This is a genomic window from Pseudomonas sp. SC3(2021), from assembly GCF_019856535.1.
In the GTDB taxonomy this organism is placed as follows: Bacteria; Pseudomonadota; Gammaproteobacteria; order Pseudomonadales; family Pseudomonadaceae; genus Aquipseudomonas; species Aquipseudomonas monsensis.
Genome location: NZ_CP082236.1, coordinates 3,792,905 through 3,815,929, shown reverse-complemented (window position 1 = coordinate 3,815,929; position 23,025 = coordinate 3,792,905). Strand labels below are relative to the sequence as shown.

Annotated in this window: 15 protein-coding genes; 8 read left to right on the top strand and 7 right to left on the bottom strand. The window is 60.2% G+C overall.

Annotated features, from left to right (window positions below; genetic code table 11):
• Window positions 1–7: 7 nt before the first annotated feature.
• Together K5Y35_RS17050 and K5Y35_RS17045 are read left to right on the top strand one after the other, a co-directional pair.
• Complete coding sequence (locus K5Y35_RS17050) at window positions 8–688, top strand: heavy metal response regulator transcription factor (RefSeq protein ID WP_222832408.1); 681 nt, start codon at window positions 8–10, stop codon at window positions 686–688.
• A complete protein-coding gene (locus K5Y35_RS17045) occupies window positions 688–2,037 on the top strand; it encodes a heavy metal sensor histidine kinase (RefSeq protein WP_222832407.1) in 1,350 nt (449 codons plus the stop codon). The genes K5Y35_RS17050 and K5Y35_RS17045 overlap by 1 nt, the downstream gene beginning before the upstream one ends.
• 122 nt (window positions 2,038–2,159) lie before the next feature.
• Here the strand turns inward: K5Y35_RS17045 and K5Y35_RS17040 are convergent, their stop codons facing one another.
• From K5Y35_RS17040 to K5Y35_RS17030, 3 genes are all read right to left on the bottom strand, one after another.
• The gene (locus K5Y35_RS17040; protein ID WP_123461957.1) at window positions 2,160–3,404 is read right to left on the bottom strand and encodes a lipoprotein-releasing ABC transporter permease subunit; all 1,245 of its coding nucleotides are present in this window, start codon (window positions 3,402–3,404) and stop codon (window positions 2,160–2,162) included.
• Window positions 3,405–3,467: 63 nt separating this feature from the next.
• Complete coding sequence (gene lolD / locus K5Y35_RS17035) at window positions 3,468–4,166, bottom strand: lipoprotein-releasing ABC transporter ATP-binding protein LolD (protein ID WP_409201999.1); 699 nt, start codon at window positions 4,164–4,166, stop codon at window positions 3,468–3,470.
• Entirely contained in the window at window positions 4,159–5,409 is a 1,251-nt protein-coding gene (locus K5Y35_RS17030; RefSeq protein ID WP_123461954.1) for a lipoprotein-releasing ABC transporter permease subunit, read from the bottom strand. Before K5Y35_RS17030 ends, lolD begins: the two co-directional genes overlap by 8 nt.
• 94 nt (window positions 5,410–5,503) lie before the next feature.
• On the opposite strand from K5Y35_RS17030, the gene K5Y35_RS17025 reads away from it, so the two are divergent.
• Together K5Y35_RS17025 and K5Y35_RS17020 are read left to right on the top strand one after the other, a co-directional pair.
• Entirely contained in the window at window positions 5,504–6,085 is a 582-nt protein-coding gene (locus K5Y35_RS17025; RefSeq protein ID WP_123461952.1) for a PilZ domain-containing protein, read from the top strand.
• A 14-nt stretch (window positions 6,086–6,099) separates the two neighbouring features.
• Complete coding sequence (locus K5Y35_RS17020; RefSeq protein WP_222832405.1) at window positions 6,100–6,822, top strand: glycerophosphodiester phosphodiesterase; 723 nt, start codon at window positions 6,100–6,102, stop codon at window positions 6,820–6,822.
• 42 nt (window positions 6,823–6,864) lie between these two features.
• On the opposite strand, the gene sthA is transcribed toward K5Y35_RS17020, so the two are convergent.
• The gene (gene sthA, locus K5Y35_RS17015) at window positions 6,865–8,259 is read right to left on the bottom strand and encodes a Si-specific NAD(P)(+) transhydrogenase (protein WP_064117858.1); all 1,395 of its coding nucleotides are present in this window, start codon (window positions 8,257–8,259) and stop codon (window positions 6,865–6,867) included.
• 197 nt (window positions 8,260–8,456) lie between these two features.
• Window positions 8,457–9,473, bottom strand: a complete 1,017-nt coding sequence (locus tag K5Y35_RS17010) for an FAD:protein FMN transferase (protein ID WP_261991199.1) — start codon at window positions 9,471–9,473, stop codon at window positions 8,457–8,459.
• A gap of 90 nt (window positions 9,474–9,563) precedes the next feature.
• Here K5Y35_RS17010 and K5Y35_RS17005 point away from each other — a divergent pair, with 90 nt between their 5' ends.
• Window positions 9,564–10,865, top strand: coding sequence for an MFS transporter (locus K5Y35_RS17005; protein ID WP_008087743.1), 1,302 nt, complete (start codon window positions 9,564–9,566; stop codon window positions 10,863–10,865).
• A gap of 170 nt (window positions 10,866–11,035) precedes the next feature.
• On the opposite strand, the gene K5Y35_RS17000 is transcribed toward K5Y35_RS17005, so the two are convergent.
• The gene (locus K5Y35_RS17000; RefSeq protein WP_123461946.1) at window positions 11,036–12,499 is read right to left on the bottom strand and encodes a glyceraldehyde-3-phosphate dehydrogenase; all 1,464 of its coding nucleotides are present in this window, start codon (window positions 12,497–12,499) and stop codon (window positions 11,036–11,038) included.
• 354 nt (window positions 12,500–12,853) lie between these two features.
• Between K5Y35_RS17000 and mfd the strand changes: the two genes are divergently transcribed.
• The 3 genes from mfd to K5Y35_RS16985 are packed head-to-tail and all read left to right on the top strand — an operon-like array spanning window position 12,854 to window position 19,582.
• Window positions 12,854–16,303 (top strand): transcription-repair coupling factor, encoded by a 3,450-nt coding sequence (mfd, locus tag K5Y35_RS16995; protein WP_123461943.1) that lies wholly within the window; start codon window positions 12,854–12,856, stop codon window positions 16,301–16,303.
• Window positions 16,304–16,313: 10 nt separating this feature from the next.
• Window positions 16,314–16,880 (top strand): CsiV family protein, encoded by a 567-nt coding sequence (locus K5Y35_RS16990; protein ID WP_123461941.1) that lies wholly within the window; start codon window positions 16,314–16,316, stop codon window positions 16,878–16,880.
• Between the two features lie 11 nt (window positions 16,881–16,891).
• The gene (locus tag K5Y35_RS16985) at window positions 16,892–19,582 is read left to right on the top strand and encodes a DEAD/DEAH box helicase (protein WP_222832404.1); all 2,691 of its coding nucleotides are present in this window, start codon (window positions 16,892–16,894) and stop codon (window positions 19,580–19,582) included.
• A gap of 148 nt (window positions 19,583–19,730) precedes the next feature.
• Here K5Y35_RS16985 and K5Y35_RS16980 read toward each other — a convergent pair whose 3' ends face one another.
• The gene (locus K5Y35_RS16980; protein ID WP_222832403.1) at window positions 19,731–23,024 is read right to left on the bottom strand and encodes a DEAD/DEAH box helicase; all 3,294 of its coding nucleotides are present in this window, start codon (window positions 23,022–23,024) and stop codon (window positions 19,731–19,733) included.
• Window position 23,025: the final 1 nt, after the last annotated feature.

Sequence of the window (23,025 nt, the reverse complement as noted above, 5' to 3'; positions counted from 1 at the left end):
GCCGCCCATGAAACTGTTGATCGTCGAAGACCAAGCGAAAACCGGCCAATACCTGTGCCAGGGCCTGACCGAGGCCGGTTTCAACACGGAACTGGTGGCCGACGGCAACAGCGGCCAGCATCTGGCGTTGAGTGGTGATTATGCGCTGTTGATCCTCGACGTGATGCTGCCCGGTCGCAGTGGCTGGCAGATTCTGCAAGCGGTGCGCAGCGCCGGACTGGATACCCCGGTCCTGTTTCTGACGGCCAGGGACGCCGTGGAAGACCGGGTGCACGGCCTTGAACTCGGCGCTGACGATTATCTGGTCAAGCCTTTCGCCTTCTCCGAACTGCTGGCCCGGGTACGCAGCCTGTTGCGCCGCGGCAGCGCCACGCCACAGGAAACCAGCCTGCAACTGGCCGACCTGCGCCTGGACCTGATCCGCCGCCGGGTCGAGCGCAGTGGCCAGCGCATCGACCTGACCGCCAAGGAATTCGCCCTGCTGGAAATGCTCTTGCGCCGCCAGGGTGAAGTGCTGCCGAAGTCGCTGATCGCTTCGCAGGTCTGGGACATGAATTTCGACAGCGACACCAATGTCATCGAAGTGGCGATCCGCCGGTTGCGCCTGAAGATCGACGATGAGTTCCCGAACAAACTGATCCACACCGTGCGCGGCATGGGTTACGTGCTTGAAGAGCGTGGTGCCTGATGCGCCGCTTGTCCTTGAGTTCGCGTCTGGCCCTGTTGTTTGCCGCGTGTACCGCCGTGGTCTCGCTGTTCGCCGGGGTGTTGTTCAACCGCGCCAGCGAGGCGCACTTTATCGAGCTCGATCAGCAACAACTGGACGGCAAACTGATCGGCCTGCGCCGCGCCTTGCAGGCTGTCCAACCGGGCACCGGCGAAGCGCGGCTGGCGGATGAAATGAGCCGGCAGGCCGATCTGGCTCTGCGCATCACCGGCAGCGACGGCCAACGCTGGTACGACAGCTCGACGCACATCCCCAAGGAGTTGCCGCAACAACCCGGGCTGGCAACCCTCCGTCAGGATGGCACCGATTACCGCGTGCTCAACGCCCCGCTCTACCCGGATAAAAGCGATTCGCCGCAACTGACACTGTTGCTGGACATCACCCACCACCAACACTTCCTGCAACGCATGCAGCATCTGATCTGGCTGACCGTCGGCCTCTCGGCACTGGCCACCGCGCTGCTCGGCGCCTGGGCGGCACGCAGCGGCTTGCGCCCTTTGCGGCGCATGAGCGCGGTGGCCCGCGGGATTTCCGCCCAATCGCTGAATGCCCGCCTGCCGGAAGGGCAAATGCCGCCCGAGCTTGCGGAAATGGCCCACAGCTTCAACGCCATGCTCGGACGCCTCGACGACTCGTTTCAACGGCTGTCGGCATTCTCGGCCGACATCGCCCATGAACTGCGCACGCCGCTCTCGAACCTGCTGACTCACACCCAGGTCACCCTCACCCGCCCACGGCCGATCGAGGATTACCGCGAAGCTCTGCACAGCAACCTCGAAGAACTGCAATGGATGGCACAACTGGTCAACGACATGTTGTACCTGGCCAAGGCGGATCACGGTTTGTTGATGCCCAAGCGTGAGGCGCTGGAACTGGCGGACGAGAGCGACGTGTTGCTGGAGTTTTTCGCGCCACTGGCCGAGGACGCCGGGGTGACGCTGAGTCGCGAGGGTAACGCGCAGATAAAAGGTGATCGCAGCATGCTGCGCCGGGCCTTGTCGAATTTGCTGGATAACGCGCTGCGCTTTACCCCGGCGGCGGGCAGCGTAAACCTGTCCATTGTCGATCAGCCGCACGCCGTGCAGGTGTCGGTCGAAAACAGTGGTGACGGGATTTCAGCCGAACTGTTGCCGCGGTTGTTCGACCGCTTTTATCGCGCAGATCCGGCGCGGCAGGAAGGCAGCAGCGAGCATGCGGGGTTGGGGCTGGCGATTACGCAATCTATCGTCCGGGCCCATGGTGGGGAGATTCATTGCGAATCAGAAGCGGGATGGACGCGGTTTGTGATCGAGTTGCCCAAGGGGAAATGAGGCCGGCAGGTCCGGCCCCATCGCGGGCAAGCCCGCTCCCACAGGTATTGAGTTGAATCACCATTTGTGAACGACCCAAAACCCTGTGGGAGCGAGCTTGCTCGCGAAGACGGACTTGAAACTCAGGAATATCTCAAGGCATGAGCCGGCTCGATCTTCGCCGCCCGCCACGCCGGATACAGCGTCGCCAGGAAGCTCAGAATAAAGCCCGCCGAACAGATCAACAGCACATCCCCACCCTGCAATTCCGACGGCAGATTGCTGACGAAATACACGTCGGAGCTGAAGATATGCTGCCCGGTTACCCGCTCGACCCAGCCGACCATCTCACTGACATTCAGCGCGGCGATCACCCCCAGTACGCCGCCAATGAGGGTGCCGACGATGCCAATCACCGTGCCCTGCACCATGAAGATCGCCATGATCTGCCGGGGCGTGGCGCCAATGGTGCGCAGGATCGCGATGTCCGCGCCCTTGTCGTTCACCACCATGATCAACGTCGCGATGATGTTGAACGCCGCCACGGCGACGATCATCAGCAACAGCAGGCCGATCATGGTTTTTTCCATTTTCATGGCGCTGAACAGGCTGCCCTGGGTGTGGGTCCAGTCGTCAGCCTTGAACTCGGCGCCAAGGCCTGTGGCGATGTCCGAAGACACTTTCGGTGCGGCGTACAGGTCTTTGACCGCCAGCCGCACGCTTTGCACCTGATTCGGTTCCCAGTGCTGCATGGTTGCCGCATCGGCCATGTGGATCAGGCCCATGGAGCCATCCAGCTCAGCGCCGACCTTGAACACACCGACCACATTCAACCGTTGCATGCGCGGGGTGATGCCGCCCGGTGCGGTGCTGACTTCCGGCACGATCAGGGTCAGCTTGTCGCCAACGTTGAGGCGAAAGCGCCGCGCGGTGATTTCACCGATCACCACGCCAAACTCGCCCGGCTTCAGGGCATCGAGACGCCCCTGCACGATGTGCTGCGCCACAATCGACACCTTGCCTTCCTGGGCCGGGTCGATGCCGCTGATCTGGATCGGCTGCATCAAGCCCTTGTAGGACAGCATGCCTTCCATCTCGGTGAACGGTACGGCGGCGGTGACTTCGGGATTTTTCATCGCGGCGGCGGCCACCGGCTGCCAGTCATCAATCGGCTTGACGCCGACGATGGTCGCGTGGGGCACCATGCCGAGGATGCGCGAGCTCATTTCGCGCTGAAAGCCGTTCATCACCGACAACACCACGATCATCGCCAGCACGCCGAGGGCGAGGCCGATCATCGAGGTCATCGAAATGAACGAAACAAAGCGATTGCGGCGCTTGGCGCGGGTATAGCGCGTGCCGATAAAGATCGATAACGGTCTGAACATTCGCTGGGGCACCGTATAAAAATAAAAGACCCGGTGCCTTTACAGGCACCGGGTTTCAGCCGGTCAGATAGGCGTCAGGCAGCCTTCCTGCAACTGCAGGACGCGATCCATCTGACGAGCCAGGTTCATGTCGTGAGTCACCACCAGGAACGCCGTGCGCATCGACGTGCTCAGCTCCAGCATCAGGTCCTGAATGCCTTCGGCGGTGTGGGAGTCGAGGTTGCCGGTGGGCTCGTCGAGCATCACCAGACCTGGATTGTTCACCAGCGCCCGGGCGATCGCCACACGTTGGCGTTCGCCACCGGACAGTTCCGCCGGTTTGTGCTCCAGACGATGGCCCAGACCAACGCGCTCCAGCAACGCCGTGGCGCGCTGGCGCGCCTCTGGGATCGCGGTCTTGCCGATCAGCAGCGGCATGCAGACGTTCTCCAGCGCCGTGAATTCCGGCAGCAAGTGGTGGAACTGGTACACGAACCCGAGGGCACGGTTACGCAGCAGGCCACGCTTCTTCTCGCTCAGGGCCGACAGCTCTTCGCCGTCGAGCCAGACGCTGCCTTCGGTTGGCGTGTCGAGGCCGCCGAGCAGGTTGAGCAAGGTACTTTTGCCCGAACCGGATTTGCCGACGATCGCCACACGCTCGCCCGGGTGCAACTCCAGTTGCAGACCGGCCAGCACTTCCACCGATTCCGGGCCTTCCTCGTAGGATTTGCCCAGGTTGCGACAGCTCAGGATTGCTTGTTCACTCATGCCCGACTCACTCATAACGTAACGCCTCCGCCGGCTGGGTGCGCGCGGCACGCCAGGCGGGATACAGGGTGGCGAGGAAACTCAGGACCAACGCAGCGGCACAGACCATGACCACGTCCTGGCTCTGCACCTGCGACGGCAGGTAATCAATGAAATACACGTCGGCATTCAGGAACTTATGGCCGATCAGCCCTTCGAGGGCCGAGATCGCCGCGCTGACGTTGAGCGCGGCGAAAATCCCCACCACGGCACCGATCGCCGTGCCGACCACGCCGATCACCGTGCCCTGCACCATGAACGTGCGCATAATCGTGCCCGGCGTGGCGCCCAATGTACGCAGAATGGCGATGTCGCCCTTCTTGTCGTTGACCACCATCACCAGCGTAGAAATGATGTTGAACGCAGCCACGGCGACGATCAGCAGCAACAACAGGCCGATCATGGCTTTTTCCATGCGGATGGCCTGATACAGATTGCCGTGGGTACGGGTCCAGTCGCGGGCGTAATAATGGTCTTCACCGAGTTGCTGGGCGATGTTCCACGCCACACGCGGCGCCTGGAACAGGTCGTCGAACTTCAGGCGGATGCCCTGCACCTGATCAGGTTTCCAGCGGTGCATCTTCGCCAGATCCTGCAGGTTGGTCACGCCGAGGTAACCGTCGAGCTCACCGGCGCCGACATGGAAAATGCCCACAACGGTGAAGCGCTTCATGCGCGGGAACATCCCCGCCGGGGTCAGACTGACCTCCGGTGCGACGAAGGTGATCTTGTCACCGATGCCCACCCCGAGCTTGGTCGCGGCCTTGTCACCGATCACAATGCCGAAGCTGCCCGGCGTCAGATCGTCGAGTTTGCCCTGCTGCATGAAGTTGTCGATGATCGACACATTGCGCTCGAGCGCAGGGTCGATGGCGTTGAGCAACACCTTGGACACCTGACCGTTATTGGTCAGCAGGCCCTGCATCTGGGTGAATGGCGCAACGGCCGTCACCTGCGGGTTCTGCTTGACCTTGGCGGCCAGGCCTTGCCAATCGTTGATCGGCTCGGTGGATTCGATGGTCGCGTGGGGCACCATGCCCAGCACACGGGTGCGCATCTCATGATCGAAGCCGTTCATCACCGATAGCACCACGATCATCACGACCACGCCAAGGGCGAGCCCGATCATCGAAGTCAGGGAAATGAATGACACAAAATGATTGCGACGCTTTGCACGGGTATAACGCGTGCCGATAAATACGAAGAGAGGTCTGAACATGTCGGGGCTTGTTCGGAGGGAAAAGGAACGTCCTTGTGGCGGGGGTCGATAACCAGCTTTACACTCAGACCACCGCCGCTACCATGGGTTCGCCATGTCGACATTAGATGAAGAAGATCGCCGCGAATACTACCGTATCGAGGACACGATCGCACTGGAAATTCAGCCCCTGTCCGCTCTCGAAGCCGCAGGCCAGGAAGTGTTGCAGGATGCTTCCCCGCTCTTCAACCTGCTCAGTGAACTGCACCTGAGTGAATTCGAGTCGCAACACCTGTTGCGCCAGATCAGCGAGCGCGACCGGGCCATCGCCGCGTTCCTCAAATCCCAGAACAAGCGCATCGACCTGCTCAGCCAAGTAGTCGCCCTGACCGTGCTCGGCCACATCGGCGAGCCGCAACCGGTGATCATCTCTGAAGGCGGGATCGACTTTCAGCACCCGACCGCGCTTGCCACTGGCGCGCACCTGTCGGTGAAACTGGTGCTGATGCCGCAGGCGCTCGGCCTGTTGCTGCGCGCCCGCGTCACCCATTGCGATCGCAAGGGCGACGGCTACGACGTCGGCACCGAGTTCGAACACTTGACCGACGCCCAGCGCCAGTTGCTCGCGCGCTATATCTTGCAGAAGCAGGCCCAGGAACGACGCCTGGCCCGCGAACAGAACGAATCTGGCATTTAATTTAAGGAAGCACCGTGACCCTCATCTACGGCCACCGCGGCGCCAAGGGCGAAGCACCGGAAAATACCCTGACCAGTTTTCAGGAATGTCTCAAACACGGCGTGCGCCGTTGCGAACTGGACCTGCACCTGTCCAAGGACGGCGAGTTGATGGTCATCCACGACCCGACCCTCAAGCGCACCACCGACCGCCGTGGCAAGGTCGTCGAGCACAGCGCCGCGGAACTTGTGACCTACGACGCGCGCAAGGGCGGCCCGGGCTGGATCAAGCCGTGCCCGATTCCAACGCTGGAAGAATTGTTTGAGCAGTGTGATTTCGAGCACTGGCAACTGGAAGTCAAAAGTGCGTCGCGCACCCGCGCTGCAACCACCGTGCTGGCGATTCGCGAAATGGCCCAGCGCCATGGCTTGCTCGACAAGGTGACCATTACTTCGAGTTCGCGGGAAGTGCTGAAAGCGGCACTGGACCTGGTGCCGGACGTGTCACGCGGACTGGTAGCCGAATACGCCTGGCTCGACCCGTTGAAGGTCGCGGCCAACTATGGCTGTGAGATTCTGGCGCTGAACTGGACGCTGTGTACGCCGGAACGCCTGCAGAAGGCGCAGCGTCAGGGGCTGCATGTGTCGGTGTGGACCGTCAACGAGCCTGCGCTGATGCGCAGACTCGCCGACTTCGGCGTTGACAGCCTGATTACAGACTTTCCCGGTTTGGCCACTGCCACCCTCGAGAATTGCTGAAATCGGTCTCCCCGGCCGGCTCAGGCCACCGGCCGGAGCCCGTCAAAAAAGCCGGTTGAGGCCGTCGTACGCCGCTACCCGATAGGCTTCGGCCATGGTCGGGTAGTTGAACGTGGTGTTGACGAAGTACTTCAGCGTATTCAACTCACCCGGCTGGCTCATGATTGCCTGACCGATGTGCACGATCTCCGACGCCTGATAACCGAAGCAGTGCACGCCCAGTACTTCCAGGGTTTCACGGTGGAACAGGATCTTCAGCATGCCTTGCGGCTCGCCGGCGATCTGTGCACGCGCCATGCTCTTGAAGAACGCCTTGCCGACTTCGTACGGCACCTTGGCCTGGGTCAGTTCCTGCTCGTTCTTGCCGATCGAGCTGATCTCCGGAATGGTGTAGATACCGGTCGGCACGTCATTCACAAAGCGCCAGCTGCCGTTATCGACAATGCTGCCGGCTGCCGAACGACCCTGGTCGTGGGCGGCACTGGCCAGGCTCGGCCAGCCGATCACATCGCCGGCACCGTAGATGTTCGGCACGCAGGTGCGGTAGGCCTCGTCGACTTCGATCTGGCCACGGCTGTTGACCTTGACGCCGATGTTTTCCAGACCGAGCTGGTCGGTGTTACCGGTACGGCCGTTGCACCAGAGCAAGGCGTCGGCCTTGATCTTCTTGCCGGATTTGAGGTGCAGGATCACGCCGTTATCGACGCCTTCAACGCGATCATAATCTTCGTTGTGGCGCACGGTGATGTTGTTGTTGCTGAAGTGGTAGCTCAGCGCCTGGGAGATTTCCGAGTCGAGGAAGCTCAGCAACTGACCGCGGTTGTCCACCAGCTCAACCAATACCCCAAGGCCACTGAAGATCGAGGCGTATTCGCAACCGATCACGCCGGCGCCGTAAACGATCAGTTTGCGCGGGGTGTGGCCGAGGCTGAGGATGGTGTCGCTATCGTAGATGCGCGGGTGGTGGAAATCGATGTCCGCCGGGCGATACGGGCGCGAACCGGTGGCGATGATGATGTGCTTGGCCACCAGTTTCTCGACCACGCCGTTGGCGCAGACCACTTCGATGGTTTGCTCGTCGGCGAAGCTGCCGGTGCCGAAGAACACGTCGACGCGGTTACGGGCGTAGTAGCCGGTACGCGAAGCGACTTGTTTGGAAATGACTTTCTCGGCGCTTTTCAACACGTCCGGGAAGGAGAACCAGCGCGGCTCGCCGATCGCCCGGAACATCGGGTTAGTGTTGAACTGCATGATCTGCCGCACCGAGTGACGCAGGGCCTTGGACGGGATGGTACCGAGGTGGGTGCAGTTACCGCCGACCTGGCGACGGCTGTCGACCATCGCGACCTTGCGCCCTGCTTTGGCGGCGTTCATTGCCGCGCCTTCTCCCGCCGGGCCGGAACCCAACACCACCACGTCGTAGTTGTAGACAGCCATGCGTACTCCTCAGAACAGGCCGCGATGCCAGCAGCACCGACGGCTAAATCACGCCGAATCGCGGCGCGAAGGAACAATTGGGGGCCAATGAAGAACCCGGACACAGTCTATAGAAGCGTCAACGCCGCGCACATTAACCCTTGGTCGCGTCGTAGGCTACTTTTGCCTGCACTACAACGCCAGCCTTCGTACTGTTTTCAGTCAACTTTTGCGCCATTGAGCCGCTCGAAGACCCGGCTGGTGCGGATGACGAAACCTGTATCGGCACGAATCACGAAGAATGCAGCAATCCCATGTTTTTCGGCATAGTCCCACGCCCTTTCCGGCCCGAGAATCAGCAACAGCGTCGACAGTCCATCGGCCATCAACGCTGAAGGATGAATCACCGTGACTGACGCCAGATCGTGTAGGACCGGCGCCCCGCTGCGCGCATCGAGAGTGTGGGAATAACGCCGACCGTCCTGCAGGAAATAGTTACGGTAATCCCCGGACGTGGACACACCGTAGCCATCGACATTAATGATGCGCTCGGCCACCTGTTGATCGTCACGAGGTTCTTCCAGCGCGATGCGCCACGATGAGCCGTCAAGCTTTCGCCCCTTTGCCTTTAGCTCACCCGTGGCTTCAGCGAGGTAATCGTGGATGCCCATGGCATCGAGCCGTGCCGCGATGGTGTCGACGGCATAGCCGGCGGCGATGCTGTTGAAATCGACTTCGACGGCGGCGTCCTTGCACAACTGCTCGCCCTTGATGCGCAAGTGCTGATAACCGACGCGCGACATCACCTCGGCGAGTGCGGCGGCGCCAGGGACTTTCTCTTCGCGCCCTTGCGGGCCGAACCCCCAGAGATTCATCAGCGGTTCGACAGTCAGGTCGTAGGAGCCTTCGCTTTGCGCTGACAGTTGTTCGCCCGTGCGGACCAATTCGAGTACCGCTGCAGGCATTTTCTGACAGCTATTGGCGGGTAAAGCGTTGAAGCGCTCGATGTCCGAATCGTTGCGATAGGTGGATAGCTGCCGATCGACTTCGCCGAGGATCCCCTCCACTTCACCGCGAACTTGCTTCGGTTCGGGCAAGCCGGCGCGGCGCACATACTTGATTGAATACGTGCTGCCCATGGTCGCCCCACCAAGGCTTTCCATGGAATCGCCATTGCCGCAGCCTGCCAATAAGCCAGCCAGAATCACAAGCCCAAGCAACCGTCTAGTGAACAATTATTCATCTCTCCGTAAAACCGCGACGGCCATTATGAATTAAAGGATCTGCAACATCTTTATACAAAATCCAATAGCGAGTACCTGAACATGTCCTCCACCACGGGCAAAGGCAAAGCGATTTTTCGCGTTGTCAGCGGCAACTTCCTCGAAATGTTCGACTTCATGGTCTATGGCTTTTACGCCACAGCCATTGCCAAGACCTTCTTCCCCACCGACAGCGCCTTCGCTTCGCTGATGCTTTCACTGGCCACTTTTGGGGCCGGCTTCTTGATGCGTCCGCTCGGGGCGATTTTCCTCGGCGCCTACATTGACCGTCATGGCCGTCGCCAAGGGCTGATCATCACGCTGGCGTTGATGGCTGCCGGTACGGTGCTGATTGCCTGCGTGCCGGGCTACGCCACCCTCGGCGTCGCCGCACCGCTGCTCGTACTGTTCGGTCGGTTGCTGCAAGGCTTTTCCGCTGGCGTAGAACTGGGCGGCGTATCTGTCTATCTGGCAGAGATCGCCACACCAGGCCGCAAGGGCTTCTTCGTCAGCTGGCAGTCTGCGAGTCAGCAAGCGGCGGTGGTTTTCGCCGGCCTGCTCGGCGTCGGCCTCAACCACTGGCTGAGCCCGGAACAAATGGGTGACTGGGGCTGGCGCGTGCCGTTCCTGATCGGCTGCATGATTGTGCCGGTGATCTTTGTCATTCGCCGCTCGCTGGAGGAAACGCCAGAGTTCCAAGCCAGGAAACATCGCCCAACCCTGCGGGAAATTGTCCGCTCGATCGGTCAGAACTTTGGCATTGTCATCGCCGGCATGGCACTGGTGGTGATGACTACCGTTTCGTTCTACCTGATCACCGCCTACACCCCGACCTTCGGCAAGGCTGAACTGCATTTGTCGGATTTCGATGCGTTACTGGTGACGGTGTGTATTGGTCTGTCGAACTTCTTCTGGTTGCCGGTGATGGGCTCGGTGTCTGACAAGATCGGCCGTAAACCCTTACTACTGGCGGCGACCATTCTGGCGATCCTGACCGCCTACCCGGCGCTGTCGTGGCTGGTGGCGAACCCGAGCTTCAGCCATTTGCTGATTGTCGAATTGTGGCTGTCGTTCCTCTACGGTTCGTACAACGGCGCGATGGTGGTGGCGCTGACCGAGATCATGCCGGTTGAAGTGCGTACGACCGGCTTCTCACTGGCTTACAGCCTGGCAACCGCGACGTTCGGCGGGTTTACCCCGGCGGCGTGTACTTACCTGATTCATGTGCTGGACAACAAGGCAGCGCCGGGGATCTGGCTGAGTGGTGCGGCGGTGTTGGGATTGATTGCGACGCTGGTGTTGTTCCGCGGCAACAAGCATGAGCTGCGGACTGCGCAGGCGGCCATCCCCGGCGGCGCCCGATAAATCGCTTTCGCGAGCAAGCTCGCTCCCACAGGGGATTTTCTGAGCGACACAGATCCAGTGTGGGAGCGAGCTTGCTCGCGAAGAGGCCGGTACTGACGACACAGCTCTAAAAGGCACACAAACAAAAACGCCCCGACCTAAGTCGGGGCGTTTTTGTTTGCAACGAGTGCTTAGCGCGGGAACGCTGGCGGGTTTACACCGGCCATGTCTTCCATCACGCGAACCACCTGGCAGCTGTAGCCGAACTCGTTGTCGTACCAGACGTACAGTACAACGCGGTTGTCCTGAACGATGGTCGCTTCAGCGTCGACCACACCGGCGTGACGCGAACCCACGAAGTCGGTGGACACCACTTCCTGCGAGTTGACGAAGTCGATTTGCTTGTGCAGATCGGAGTGCAGCGCCATGTAGCGCAGGTACTCGTTCATCTCTTCACGGGTGGCAGCTTTCTCAAGGTTCAGGTTGAGAATGGCCATCGACACGTTTGGCGTCGGAACGCGGATCGCGTTACCGGTCAGCTTGCCGGCCAGCTCAGGCAGGGCCTTGGCAGCAGCGGTGGCAGCACCGGTCTCGGTGATCACCATGTTCAGCGCGGCGGAACGGCCACGACGATCGCCCTTGTGGAAGTTGTCGATCAGGTTCTGGTCGTTGGTGTACGAGTGAACGGTTTCGACGTGACCGTTGATGATGCCGAACTTGTCATTCACAGCCTTCAGCACCGGCACGATGGCGTTGGTGGTGCAGGAAGCGGCGGACACGATCTTGTCGTCAGCGGTGATTTCGTTGTGGTTGATACCGTGAACGATGTTCTTCAGCTTGCCTTTGCCTGGCGCGGTCAGAACAACGCGAGCGACACCCGGGCATTGCAGGTGCTGACCCAGGCCATCGGCGTCACGCCATACACCGGTGTTGTCCACCAGCAGCGCGTCTTTGATCCCGTACTGGGTGTAATCCACCTCGGTCGGGTTCTTCGCGTAGATCACCTGGATCAGGTTACCGTTGGCGGTGATGGTGTTGTTTTCTTCGTCGATGACGATGGTGCCATTGAACGGACCGTGCACCGAGTCGCGACGCAGCAGGCTGGCGCGTTTGGTCAGGTCGTTGTCGGCGCCTTTGCGCACGACGATGGCACGCAGACGCAGACCGTCGCCACCACCGGTTTTCTCGATCAGGATGCGCGCCAGCAGACGGCCGATACGACCGAAGCCGTACAGCACAACGTCAGTGCCTTTGCGGGCCGAAGCGTTTTGCTGGCCAACCACGTCAGCCAGTTCTTCACGCACGAACTGCTCGGCGCTGCGGCCATTGCCTTCGCTGCGGAATTTGAACGCCAACTTGCCCAGGTCTACCGAAGCCGCGCCGAGCTTGAGCTCGCTCATGGCTTTGAGCAGTGGGAATGTTTCGTGGACGGAGAGTTCGCTGTCGTCGGAAGAGCGGTGGCGCGCAAAGCGGTGAGCTTTGAGAATCGCGATGACAGACTGGTTGATCAGGCTGCGGCCATAGATCGAGCTCACCACGTTGTTATTGCGGTAGAGCTGACCGATAAGCGGAATCATCGCTTCTGCGAGTGCTTCACGGTCGATCCATTCACCAAGACACTGGTCGGGCTTCTGAGTCACGGTAACCTTCCACATGTAGGGGCAGAAAAAAGGGGCTACATTATGCCGCCGACAACCTCTTTCAGCAATGCGCGCTTGTCGCGCAATCGGTAACAAAATTTCCTCCAAAAAAATCACACCCTCCGCGAGCCCAGTAAAACCGGGGCCTCCAGCGCAGTCAATTTTTCGACTACTGTTAGACGATGTCTGTAACCCTCCGTAACACCATCCGATTTCGGCACTACATAACCCTGAAAAAAGTGCTCGTTTTTATGGTTACCACTACATTTCGCGCAAACAACGAAGATAGACGTAGTCTGCAACTGACAGGCGGCACCCGACGCCGCTACAATTACCGACTTTGTCGCAACGCCTGGAGCTCAACCTTCCGTGCCTGTTCTGCGTCTACCGCTTCTCCCTGCTGCGGCAGGTAAACAGCACTGGGGCAATCTGCCCGGTGCTGCCCTGAGTCTCGCGATTGCCGAGGCTGCCAGCGCTGCCAAGCGCTTCACCCTGCTACTGACCGCCGACAGCCAGAGTGCCGAACGGCTGGAACAGGAGCTGAGTTTCTTCGCCCCGGATTTGCCCGTTCTGCATTTTCCCGACTGGGAAACCCTGCCCTACGACCTGTTCTCGCCGCACCAGGACATCATTTCCCAGCGTATCGCCAGCCTTTATAGACTGCCGGAACTGGCGCATGGCGTGCTGGTGGTACCGATCACCACCGCCCTGCATCGACTGGCGCCGACCAAATTCCTGCTCGGCAGCAGCCTGGTGCTGGATGTCGGGCAGAAACTCGATGTCGAGCAGATGCGCGCGCGGCTCGAAGCCAGCGGCTATCGCTACGTCGACACGGTCTACGAGCACGGCGAGTTCACCGTGCGCGGCGCGCTGATCGACCTGTTCCCGATGGGCAGCAAGCTGCCCTACCGCATCGACCTGTTCGACGACGAAATCGAAACCCTGCGGACCTTCGATCCGGAAAACCAGCGCTCCATCGACAAGGTCGATTCAGTCAAGCTGCTGCCGGCCCGTGAGTTTCCGCTGCAGAAAGATGCGGTCACCCGCTTCAAGGCGCGTTTCCGCGAACGCTTCGATGTCGACTTCCGTCGCTGCCCGATCTTCCAGGACCTGAGCAGCGGGATTACTCCGGCCGGTATCGAGTACTACCTGCCGCTGTTCTTTGACGAAACCTCGACCCTGTTCGATTACCTGCCCCAGGACACTCAGGTGTTCTCGCTGCCGGGCATCGAGCAAGCGGCGGAAAATTTCTGGAACGACGTGCGCAATCGCTATGAAGAGCGCCGCGTCGATCCATCGCGTCCTTTATTGCCACCGGCAGAGCTGTTCCTGCCGGTGGAAGACTGCTTCGCCCGCCTGAAAAACTGGCCGCGCGTGGTGGCCAGTCAACAGGATGTGGACACTGGCGTCGGCCGTGAGCGTTTCCCGGCGCAATCCCTGCCAAATCTGGCGATCGAAGCCAAGGCCACGCAACCGCTGGCCGCGCTTTCGGCATTCCTCGACGAATTCCCTGGGCGCGTGCTGTTCACCGCCGAATCCGCGGGCCGGCGCGAAGTGCTGCTGGAGCTGCTGGAACGCCTCAAGCTGCGGCCGAAAACCGTCGACAGCTGGCCGGACTTCGTCGCGGGCAAAGACCGCCTGGCGATCACCATTGCCCCGCTTGACGAAGGTCTGATGCTTGACGACCCGGCGCTGGCGCTGGTCGCGGAAAGCCCGCTGTTCGGTCAGCGGGTCATGCAGCGGCGCCGCCGCGAGAAGCGCAGCGATGTCGCCAACGATGCAGTGATCAAAAACCTCACCGAGCTGCGCGAAGGCGCGCCAGTGGTGCACATCGATCACGGTGTCGGGCGCTATCTGGGCCTGACGATTCTGGAAATCGACAATCAGGCTGCGGAATTCCTCACCCTCGAGTACGCCGAGAACGCCAAGCTCTACGTGCCGGTGGCCAACCTGCACCTGATCGCGCGTTACACCGGCAGTGACGACTCCCTGGCTCCGCTGCATCGCCTCGGCTCCGAAACCTGGCAGAAAGCCAAGCGTAAGGCGGCTGAGCAGGTGCGCGACGTTGCCGCCGAACTGCTCGACATCTACGCCCGCCGTGCCGCTCGCGAAGGTTATGCGTTCGCCGACCCGAAAGCCGATTACGCGACGTTCAGCGCCGGCTTCCCGTTCGAAGAAACCCCGGATCAGCAATCCACCATCGAGGCCGTGCGCGAAGACATGCTCGCACCAAAACCGATGGATAGACTGGTCTGCGGCGATGTCGGTTTCGGCAAGACCGAAGTGGCCATGCGTGCCGCGTTCATCGCCGTGCATGGCGGTCGGCAGGTGGCGATTCTGGTGCCGACCACCCTGCTCGCCCAGCAACATTACAACAGCTTCCGCGACCGCTTCGCCGACTGGCCGGTGACCGTGGAAGTGATGAGCCGCTTCAAATCGGCCAAGGAAGTGAACGCCGCCGTCGCCGATCTGGCCGAAGGCAAGATCGACATCGTCATCGGCACGCACAAATTGCTGCAGGACGACGTCAAGATCAAAAACCTCGGGCTGGTGATCATCGACGAAGAGCACCGTTTCGGCGTGCGCCAGAAAGAACAGCTCAAGGCCCTGCGCAGCGAAGTCGACATCCTCACCCTGACCGCCACGCCGATTCCGCGCACGCTGAACATGGCGGTGTCGGGCATGCGCGACCTGTCGATCATCGCCACGCCGCCGGCACGACGCCTGTCGGTGCGCACCTTCGTCATGGAGCAGAACAAGAGCACGGTCAAAGAAGCCCTGCTGCGTGAACTGCTGCGCGGCGGACAGGTTTACTACCTGCACAACGACGTGAAGACCATTGAAAAGTGCGCGGCAGATCTCGCCGAACTGGTGCCAGAAGCACGGATCGGCATCGGTCACGGGCAGATGCGCGAACGCGAACTCGAACAGGTGATGAGCGACTTCTATCACAAGCGCTTCAACGTGCTGATCGCCTCGACCATCATCGAGACCGGCATCGACGTGCCGAGCGCCAACACCATCATCATCGAGCGCGCCGACAAATTCGGCCTGGCGCAACTGCACCAGTTGCGCGGTCGCGTCGGTCGCAGTCACCACCAGGCGTACGCTTACCTGCTGACCCCGCCGCGCCAGCAAATCACCGCGGATGCGGAAAAGCGCCTGGAGGCGATTGCCAATACCCAGGACCTCGGCGCCGGTTTCGTGCTGGCCACTAACGACCTGGAAATCCGTGGCGCCGGTGAATTGCTCGGCGATGGCCAGAGCGGCCAGATCCAGGCCGTGGGCTTCACGCTGTATATGGAGATGCTGGAGCGTGCGGTGAAGTCGATCCGCAAGGGCGAGCAGCCGAACCTCGATCAACCGCTCGGCGGTGGCCCGGAGGTCAACCTGCGGGTGCCGGCACTGATTCCGGAAGACTACCTGCCGGATGTGCATGCGCGCCTGATTCTGTACAAGCGCATTGCCTCGGCCACCGACGAAGAGGGCCTGAAGGATCTGCAGGTCGAGATGATCGACCGCTTCGGCCTGCTGCCGGAGCCGACCAAGAACCTGGTGCGCATCACTGCCTTGAAATTGCAGGCCGAACAGTTGGGCATCAAAAAGGTCGATGGCGGGCCGCAGGGCGGACGTATCGAGTTCGCCGCGCAGACGCCGGTCGACCCGATGACGTTGATCAAACTGATCCAGAGCCAGCCAAAACGCTACAAATTCGAAGGCGCCACGATGTTCAAGTTCCAGGTGCCGATGGAGCGCGCGGAAGAGCGCTTTAATACTGTAGAGGCGCTGTTCGAGCGCCTCATCCCGAAAACTGCTTGAAGGACGCCCAATGCGCCTGTTTCGTTCGCTGACCTTGCTGCTGACTCTGGTCGCACCCACGGCGTTTGCCGATGACACCTACATGGTCGAGATGATTCTGGTCCGCCAGAACGCGGTGCCGGCGATCGTCAGCCGCGCCGCCCCGGAAGACTGGGCCGCCGGCGCCCAGCGTCTGGGCGACGACAGCCAGCGCACACCCGCGCTGAATGAAGTGGCCAACAAACTCACTGCCAGCGGCGATTACAGTGTGCTGCTGCACAAGGCCTGGCAACAGACCCTCGGCGAGACGCCGACCAAGGTGGCCGTCAGCGACGGCAAGGAACAGTTCGGCCAGTTCCCGATCGAGGGCACGCTGGAAATGAAGCTGGGACGCTTCACCGATGTGAATGCCGACTTCTGGGTCAACCAGATCGACGCCAACGGCATGGTCACCGCCAGCGAACGCCTGAAGCAGGACAGCCACACCAAGAACGGCCAACTCAACTATCTCGACAACGGCCACCTGGCCCTGCTGATCAAGATCACTTCCCTGACGGCGCCGGCGCCGCGGGAAGCGCCTGAAGCCATTCCGGACTGATCGAAGTCCTTATGCCCCCGCCCCTGAGTAAACCGTTGGCACCCTCCTGGGTCAGCCGATTCAAGGAACAGAGCCTGGAGCGTGGCCGTCGCTACGCCCTGGAGAACCGGGTCCGTATCGCCCAGGTCGGCGATGCGACCATCACCGCCAGTTGCGAAGGCTCTGGCGGCAATGTCTACCGTCAGACCATTACGCTGCGCGAGTCGGCCAAAGGCACCTTGCTGCTGGTGGAGGCCGCGTGCACCTGCCCGGTTCGCAGCAACTGCAAACATTGCGCAGCGGTGCTGCTGCAAGTGCAGGAAACCCTCGAATACCCGGCTGCCGCCAAAGACGCCGAACTGTTGGAAAAACTCCAGGCCGTACTGGAAAACCGCAGCCCGAAAGCCCCGCCGCAAGTGCTGGTGGATAACGTTCAGCCGGTCCCGCGCCTGTGGCTGGCCAGTGTCGAATTCAGCGCTTTCGAACCGCGCAACGGCAAGATGCAGCGCTACATTCAGCACCGCGCGGCGCTGTCGTTCAGCTATCTCGACGAATACGTCAGCGGGCAGAAAAACAGCGACATCCTGATACGTCAGGAAAGCCAGACATTACGGATAAAACGCCATCCGGATGTCGAACAGTCCTACCGCGAACAGTTACGAATCCTCGGCTTTCGTATTGCCACCCGCCAGAGCAAAGCCCTGCCGGAAAGCGCCGGCGAGCTGTATGAGATGGTCAACGACAGTGCCTGGCTGACCTTCACCCTCAATGATCTGCCGAAGCTGCGCACGCAGGGCTGGGAATTGCAGATCGACGAAGAGTTCGGCTTCGACCTGACGGCCGTGGATGACTGGTACGCCACCGTCGAACAGGCACCGGAACGCGACTGGTTCGATCTGGAACTGGGCATCATCGTCAACGGTGAACGCTTGAGCCTGCTGCCGATCCTGCTCAACCTGATGCGCTCGCACACGGAAATCCTCAACCCGGAACGCCTGGCGCGCCGGCGCGATGACGAACTGATTCTGGTGAATATTCCGCAGCGCAACAGCGAGCACGGGCCATTGCAGGTGGCGCTGCCGCTGGGCCGACTGAAACCGGTGCTGACGACCCTCGGCGAGTTTTATCTCCAGGAGCCGGGGGAAACCACCCTGCGCCTGAGCAAGGCCGATGCCACGCGTCTCAATTCGCTGGAAGGCATTCCGCTGCTGTGGGAAGGCGGTGAGCAGATCCGTACGTTTGCTCAGCGCCTGCGCGACATTCGCGATTTCAGCGCCAATGCGCCGCAGGGGCTGAACGCGACGTTGCGGCCGTACCAACTCGAAGGCTTGAGCTGGATGCAATCGCTGCGACAGCTGCAAGTTGGCGGGATTCTGGCGGACGACATGGGACTGGGCAAAACCCTGCAAACGCTGGCGCACATTCTCAGCGAAAAAAATGCCGGACGCCTTGACCGGCCGTGCATGGTAGTCATGCCCACCAGCCTGATTCCCAACTGGCTCGATGAAGCGGCGCACTTCACCCCGCAACTGAAAGTGGTGGCGCTGTACGGTGCCGGCCGCAAAAAGCACTTTGACCACCTCGCTGACTTCGACCTGATCCTCACCACCTACGCATTGCTGCCCAAGGATGTCGAGCGCCTGGCCAGGCAACCCCTGCATGTGTTGGTGCTGGATGAAGCGCAGTACATCAAGAACCCGAACAGCAAAGCCGCCCAAGCGGCGCGAGAGCTGAATGCGCGGCAGCGTCTGTGCCTCAGCGGTACGCCGCTGGAAAACCACCTGGGTGAACTATGGTCGCTGTTCCACTTCTTGCTGCCCGGCTGGCTTGGCGACGTCAAAAGCTTCAACGCCGACTACCGCGTGCCGATTGAAAAGCGCGGCAGCGAAGTCAGACTTCAGCACCTCAACGGCCGGATAAAACCGTTTCTGCTGCGCCGCACCAAAGAACAGGTGGCCACCGAGTTGCCACCGAAAACCGAGATCATCCATTGGGTCGACCTCAACGAAGCGCAGCGCGATGTGTACGAAACCATGCGCCTGGCGATGGACAAGAAGGTCCGCGATGAAATCACGCGCAAAGGCGTGGCGCGCAGTCAGATCATCATTCTGGAAGCACTGCTGAAATTGCGTCAGGTCTGCTGCGACCTGCGTCTGGTCAACGACGCTACCCTGCCCGCTCGCGGCAGCACGTCGGGCAAGCTCGACAGCCTGATGGAAATGCTCGAGGAGCTGTTTGAGGAAGGTCGGCGGATACTGCTGTTTTCGCAATTCACCTCGATGCTGTCATTGATCGAAGAGGAACTGAAAAAACGCAAGATCGCCTATGCGCTGCTGACCGGTCAGACCCGGGACCGACGCACACCGGTGAAGGAGTTCCAGAGTGGCAATCGTCAGATCTTTCTGATCAGCCTGAAGGCCGGCGGCGTGGGATTGAACCTGACCGAAGCGGATACAGTGATTCACTACGACCCATGGTGGAACCCGGCGACCGAGAATCAGGCCACTGACCGTGCGTATCGGATCGGCCAGGAGAAACCGGTGTTCGTCTACAAGATGATTGCCCGAGGCACGGTGGAAGAGAAAATTCAGCACCTGCAGAAGGAAAAATCCGACTTGGCAGCGGGCGTGCTGGATGGACGCAAGGCCGGGGACTGGAAACTGCAGAGTGATGATATTGAAGCGCTGTTTGCGCCGTTGCCGGATAAGCTCGACAAGCGCTGAGATGCGCTTTTCAGACAAATTGCCAGCGCTGGCAAGCCAGGTCCCACAACAATCTGGGTTGAACACTATTTTGTGAACAGCACAAAAACCTGTGGGAGCTGGCGTGCCAGCGATGGGGCCCTCAGATATCGAGCCCAGGCTTAAACCATCAACCCGTGGAAACCGGCAGCGGCGCAAACAGCGCCTCAATGTCAGTCTGCTCCAGCTTGAACCCACCTGTCGTGCCACCTTCCAGTACCGCCCCGGCCAGCGCAGCCTTTTCCTGCTGCAGTGCCTGGATTTTTTCCTCTACCGTGCCGCGGGCAATCAGCTTGTAAACGAATACCGGGTTGTTTTGCCCGATTCGATACGCGCGATCGGTGGCCTGATTCTCCACTGCCGGGTTCCACCAAGGGTCGAAGTGGATCACCGTGTCTGCCGCAGTCAGGTTCAAACCTGTGCCCCCGGCCTTCAGACTGATCAGAAACAGCGACACCTTGCCGCTCTGGAAGTCTTTCACTGGCGTGCGCCGATCTGCGGTTTCACCGGTCAGCAGCGAATAGCTGACTTCACGTTGCTGCAACTCTTGCTCGATCAAAGCCAGCATCGAGGTGAACTGGGAGAACAGCAGGATCCTGCGACCCTCGCCAATCAGCTCTTCAAGCATCTCCATCAAACTGAGCAGCTTGCCACTCCCCGAACGCAGCGCCTTCGCAGTCAGCGGCATATTGATCAAGCGCAAGTCGCAACAGACCTGACGCAGCTTGAGCAAGGCATCAAGAATGATGATCTGACTGCGCGCCACACCACTGCGGGCAATTTCGTCGCGGACTTTTTTGTCCATCGCCACGCGAACCGTTTCATACACGTCGCGTTGACCGTCGCTGAGATCGACCCAATGCACAATTTCGGTTTTCGGTGGCAACTCGGTCGCCACCTGGTCCTTTTTGCGTCGCAGCAAGAACGGCTTTATTCGCGCCGTCAGATGCTGCATGCGCTCGGCGTTGCCGTGTTTTTCAATCGGTGTACGGTAATCACGATTGAACACTTTACTGTCACCCAGCCAACCGGGCATCAAGAAGTGGAACTGCGACCACAACTCGCCCAAGTGGTTTTCCATTGGGGTGCCGCTCAAACACAAGCGCTGCCGGGCTTGCAAATCACGTGCGGCTTGAGCAGCCTTACTGACCGGGTTCTTGATGTTCTGCGCCTCATCGAGAATCAGCACGCTCCACAACTGCGGCTGCAGAACCTCAAGGTCCCTCGGCAGCAAGGCGTAAGTGGTCAACACCAGATCGTATTCGGCAAAACTGGCGAAGTCTTTTTTCCGCCCCACGCCATGTAGCGCCAGCACCCTCAACTGCGGCGTAAAACGCAACGCCTCGTCCAGCCAGTTAGGGATCAGACTGGTGGGCATTACCGCCAGCGCAGGACGATCAAGCCGCCCCGCCTGCTTTTCCGTCAACAGGTGCGCCAGGGTTTGCAGCGTTTTACCCAGCCCCATGTCATCGCCGAGGATACCGCCAACCTCCAGCTCACGCAGGGTTTGCATCCAGCTCAAGCCTTCGAGCTGATAGGGCCGCATCTGCGCATTGAGACCGAGCGGTGCTACGACTTGCGTGTAAGTGGATTCACGCAGGCGCCGGGCAAAATTGCGCAACCGTTCGCCGCCCTGCCATTCCAGCGATACCCCTTCCAGCAAACTCAGGCGTGCTGCATCGGGAGCACTCAAGCGCAACTTATCGCCATGATGATTGCCCAGATACAACTCGCTGAGTGTGGCCAGCAACGGTTTGACCCGACCAAAAGGCAGGGCGACTTTGCCACTGATGTTAGCGCTGAAGCGCCCGGCCCCCAACTCGACCAACAGCAACTCATCATCACCGCGCTGAGCGAGGTTGGCTGGATCGAGAAGCATCTGCTGGGCGCGTAACAGGTGCAGAAAAATCGGCAGCAGGCTGTGGCGCTCACCGTTGACGACAATCCCTAACTGCAGATCAAACCACTGCCGCCCCGACTCTTCCTCAACCTCGGCGTACCAGTGCTCGACTTTCTCCACGTTGAAATGAAAGTTATGGCTGACGTCAATCTGCCAGCCTGCTTCACGCAGCGCGGGAATGCCATTCTGAGCAAATGTGAGCCAGGCTGAATCATCGGGCAGATCAAACCGTTCACCCGGATGATCAACGCTGCTTTTGCGCGTGGCCTTTTTGAAACCGTGTTTCTGCAATTGCTGACGCAGGGCTTTTTCGGCGGCAGGCTGACGCTGGATACGCTGGGTTTCAACGCCCGAAAGAACCACCACCTCCGGGTTGCGATCCTGTACGGGAAGACCGCCGTAGGTGAACAGCAAAGCGGCTCGGTGCTCCGGCTCGTACTGCCAGCGAGTGTAGCGCTTGCCGCTGGCGAGGGTCAGATGAGCCTTGGGCAAAACATCGTCGATGATCCGCTCCGTCAACTTGTGCGGTGGGGCGACCTGAGTAGCCACACTCATTCGATGGCTGAACTGCATGGCCTGACGTGCCGGAATCTCCGGCGCCAATGCTAGATGACAGGCGAGTTTTTCATCGAACTCGCTGCATAGCGGGCCGATTTGTTGCCGCTCTCGATCCAGATAATAAAGAGGTTCCAGCGCGAGCACTGTTTCCACTGACGCTTCATCACTGCTCCATTGCGGTCGAAAACTGCCATTGGCTTGTTCGGCCCAGGCAAACTGCGCGCTTCTGCTCGCGCCCGAAGTCAGCGGCTGCAATGTTTCAAAATCCAGATACAGGCGCCGCGTGTTCAACAACATTTCGAGCAATTCGGCGCCACTGCGACCGTCCAGCGGATAGCCGCTGTAATACGCATGATGGGAGTGCGTGGCCACCAACAGCCTGGCAATCCGCAGGTCCAGTTCGTTCAGATAACCGGGCTGGCGCATCAGCATGTCTGATAGCGAAAACAACGGTTTGACGTCGCGCAGCTCGCCACTCTTGAGCTGGTAGACCTTGAATATTTCGACCAGCCATTTGCCCGAAACCGGCGTGGCCTTGAGTTTGTAAAACAGTCGCGTACTGGCCGCTTGCGAGGCCTCTTCAAAAGACTGGGTCGCCACAGGAATAGTGGAAAGCCAGTGCTCCAGTGCTCTATTCAACTGAACCGGGGCATCACGGTCAGTCTCTTCAGCCGCGCGATCCTGCAAGTGAAAGAGCACCGCAGCGCTGTGCTTGCAGTTGATTTCCACCGGGCAGGAGCAAAAGCATCGCAGGCCGAATCGCTCCTGCTCATCTTTAACCAGATAGATGACCTGTTGATAAACGTAACTTTCAGAACCCGCGCAGGCCGCCTCAATCATCTCGTCATCGACCAAATGGATTTTTATCCGGTCCTCGATGGCGTAAACGCGGGCTTTGGCCAAAGCATTACGGTTGAAGGCCTCAGTCCACGGCAGCGAGTGAAGCTGACTGATGATTATCGTCATG

Coding starts and splice junctions, on each gene's coding strand:
- K5Y35_RS17050 (WP_222832408.1), top strand. CDS start 8: ATGAAACTGTTGATCGTCGAAGACCAAGCGAAAACCGGCCAATACCTG.
- K5Y35_RS17045 (WP_222832407.1), top strand. CDS start 688: ATGCGCCGCTTGTCCTTGAGTTCGCGTCTGGCCCTGTTGTTTGCCGCG.
- K5Y35_RS17040 (WP_123461957.1), bottom strand. CDS start 3,404: ATGTTCAGACCGTTATCGATCTTTATCGGCACGCGCTATACCCGCGCC.
- lolD (WP_409201999.1), bottom strand. CDS start 4,166: ATGAGTGAGTCGGGCATGAGTGAACAAGCAATCCTGAGCTGTCGCAAC.
- K5Y35_RS17030 (WP_123461954.1), bottom strand. CDS start 5,409: ATGTTCAGACCTCTCTTCGTATTTATCGGCACGCGTTATACCCGTGCA.
- K5Y35_RS17025 (WP_123461952.1), top strand. CDS start 5,504: ATGTCGACATTAGATGAAGAAGATCGCCGCGAATACTACCGTATCGAG.
- sthA (WP_064117858.1), bottom strand. CDS start 8,259: ATGGCTGTCTACAACTACGACGTGGTGGTGTTGGGTTCCGGCCCGGCG.
- K5Y35_RS17005 (WP_008087743.1), top strand. CDS start 9,564: ATGTCCTCCACCACGGGCAAAGGCAAAGCGATTTTTCGCGTTGTCAGC.
- K5Y35_RS17000 (WP_123461946.1), bottom strand. CDS start 12,499: ATGTGGAAGGTTACCGTGACTCAGAAGCCCGACCAGTGTCTTGGTGAA.
- K5Y35_RS16990 (WP_123461941.1), top strand. CDS start 16,314: ATGCGCCTGTTTCGTTCGCTGACCTTGCTGCTGACTCTGGTCGCACCC.
- K5Y35_RS16985 (WP_222832404.1), top strand. CDS start 16,892: ATGCCCCCGCCCCTGAGTAAACCGTTGGCACCCTCCTGGGTCAGCCGA.
- K5Y35_RS16980 (WP_222832403.1), bottom strand. CDS start 23,024: ATGACGATAATCATCAGTCAGCTTCACTCGCTGCCGTGGACTGAGGCC.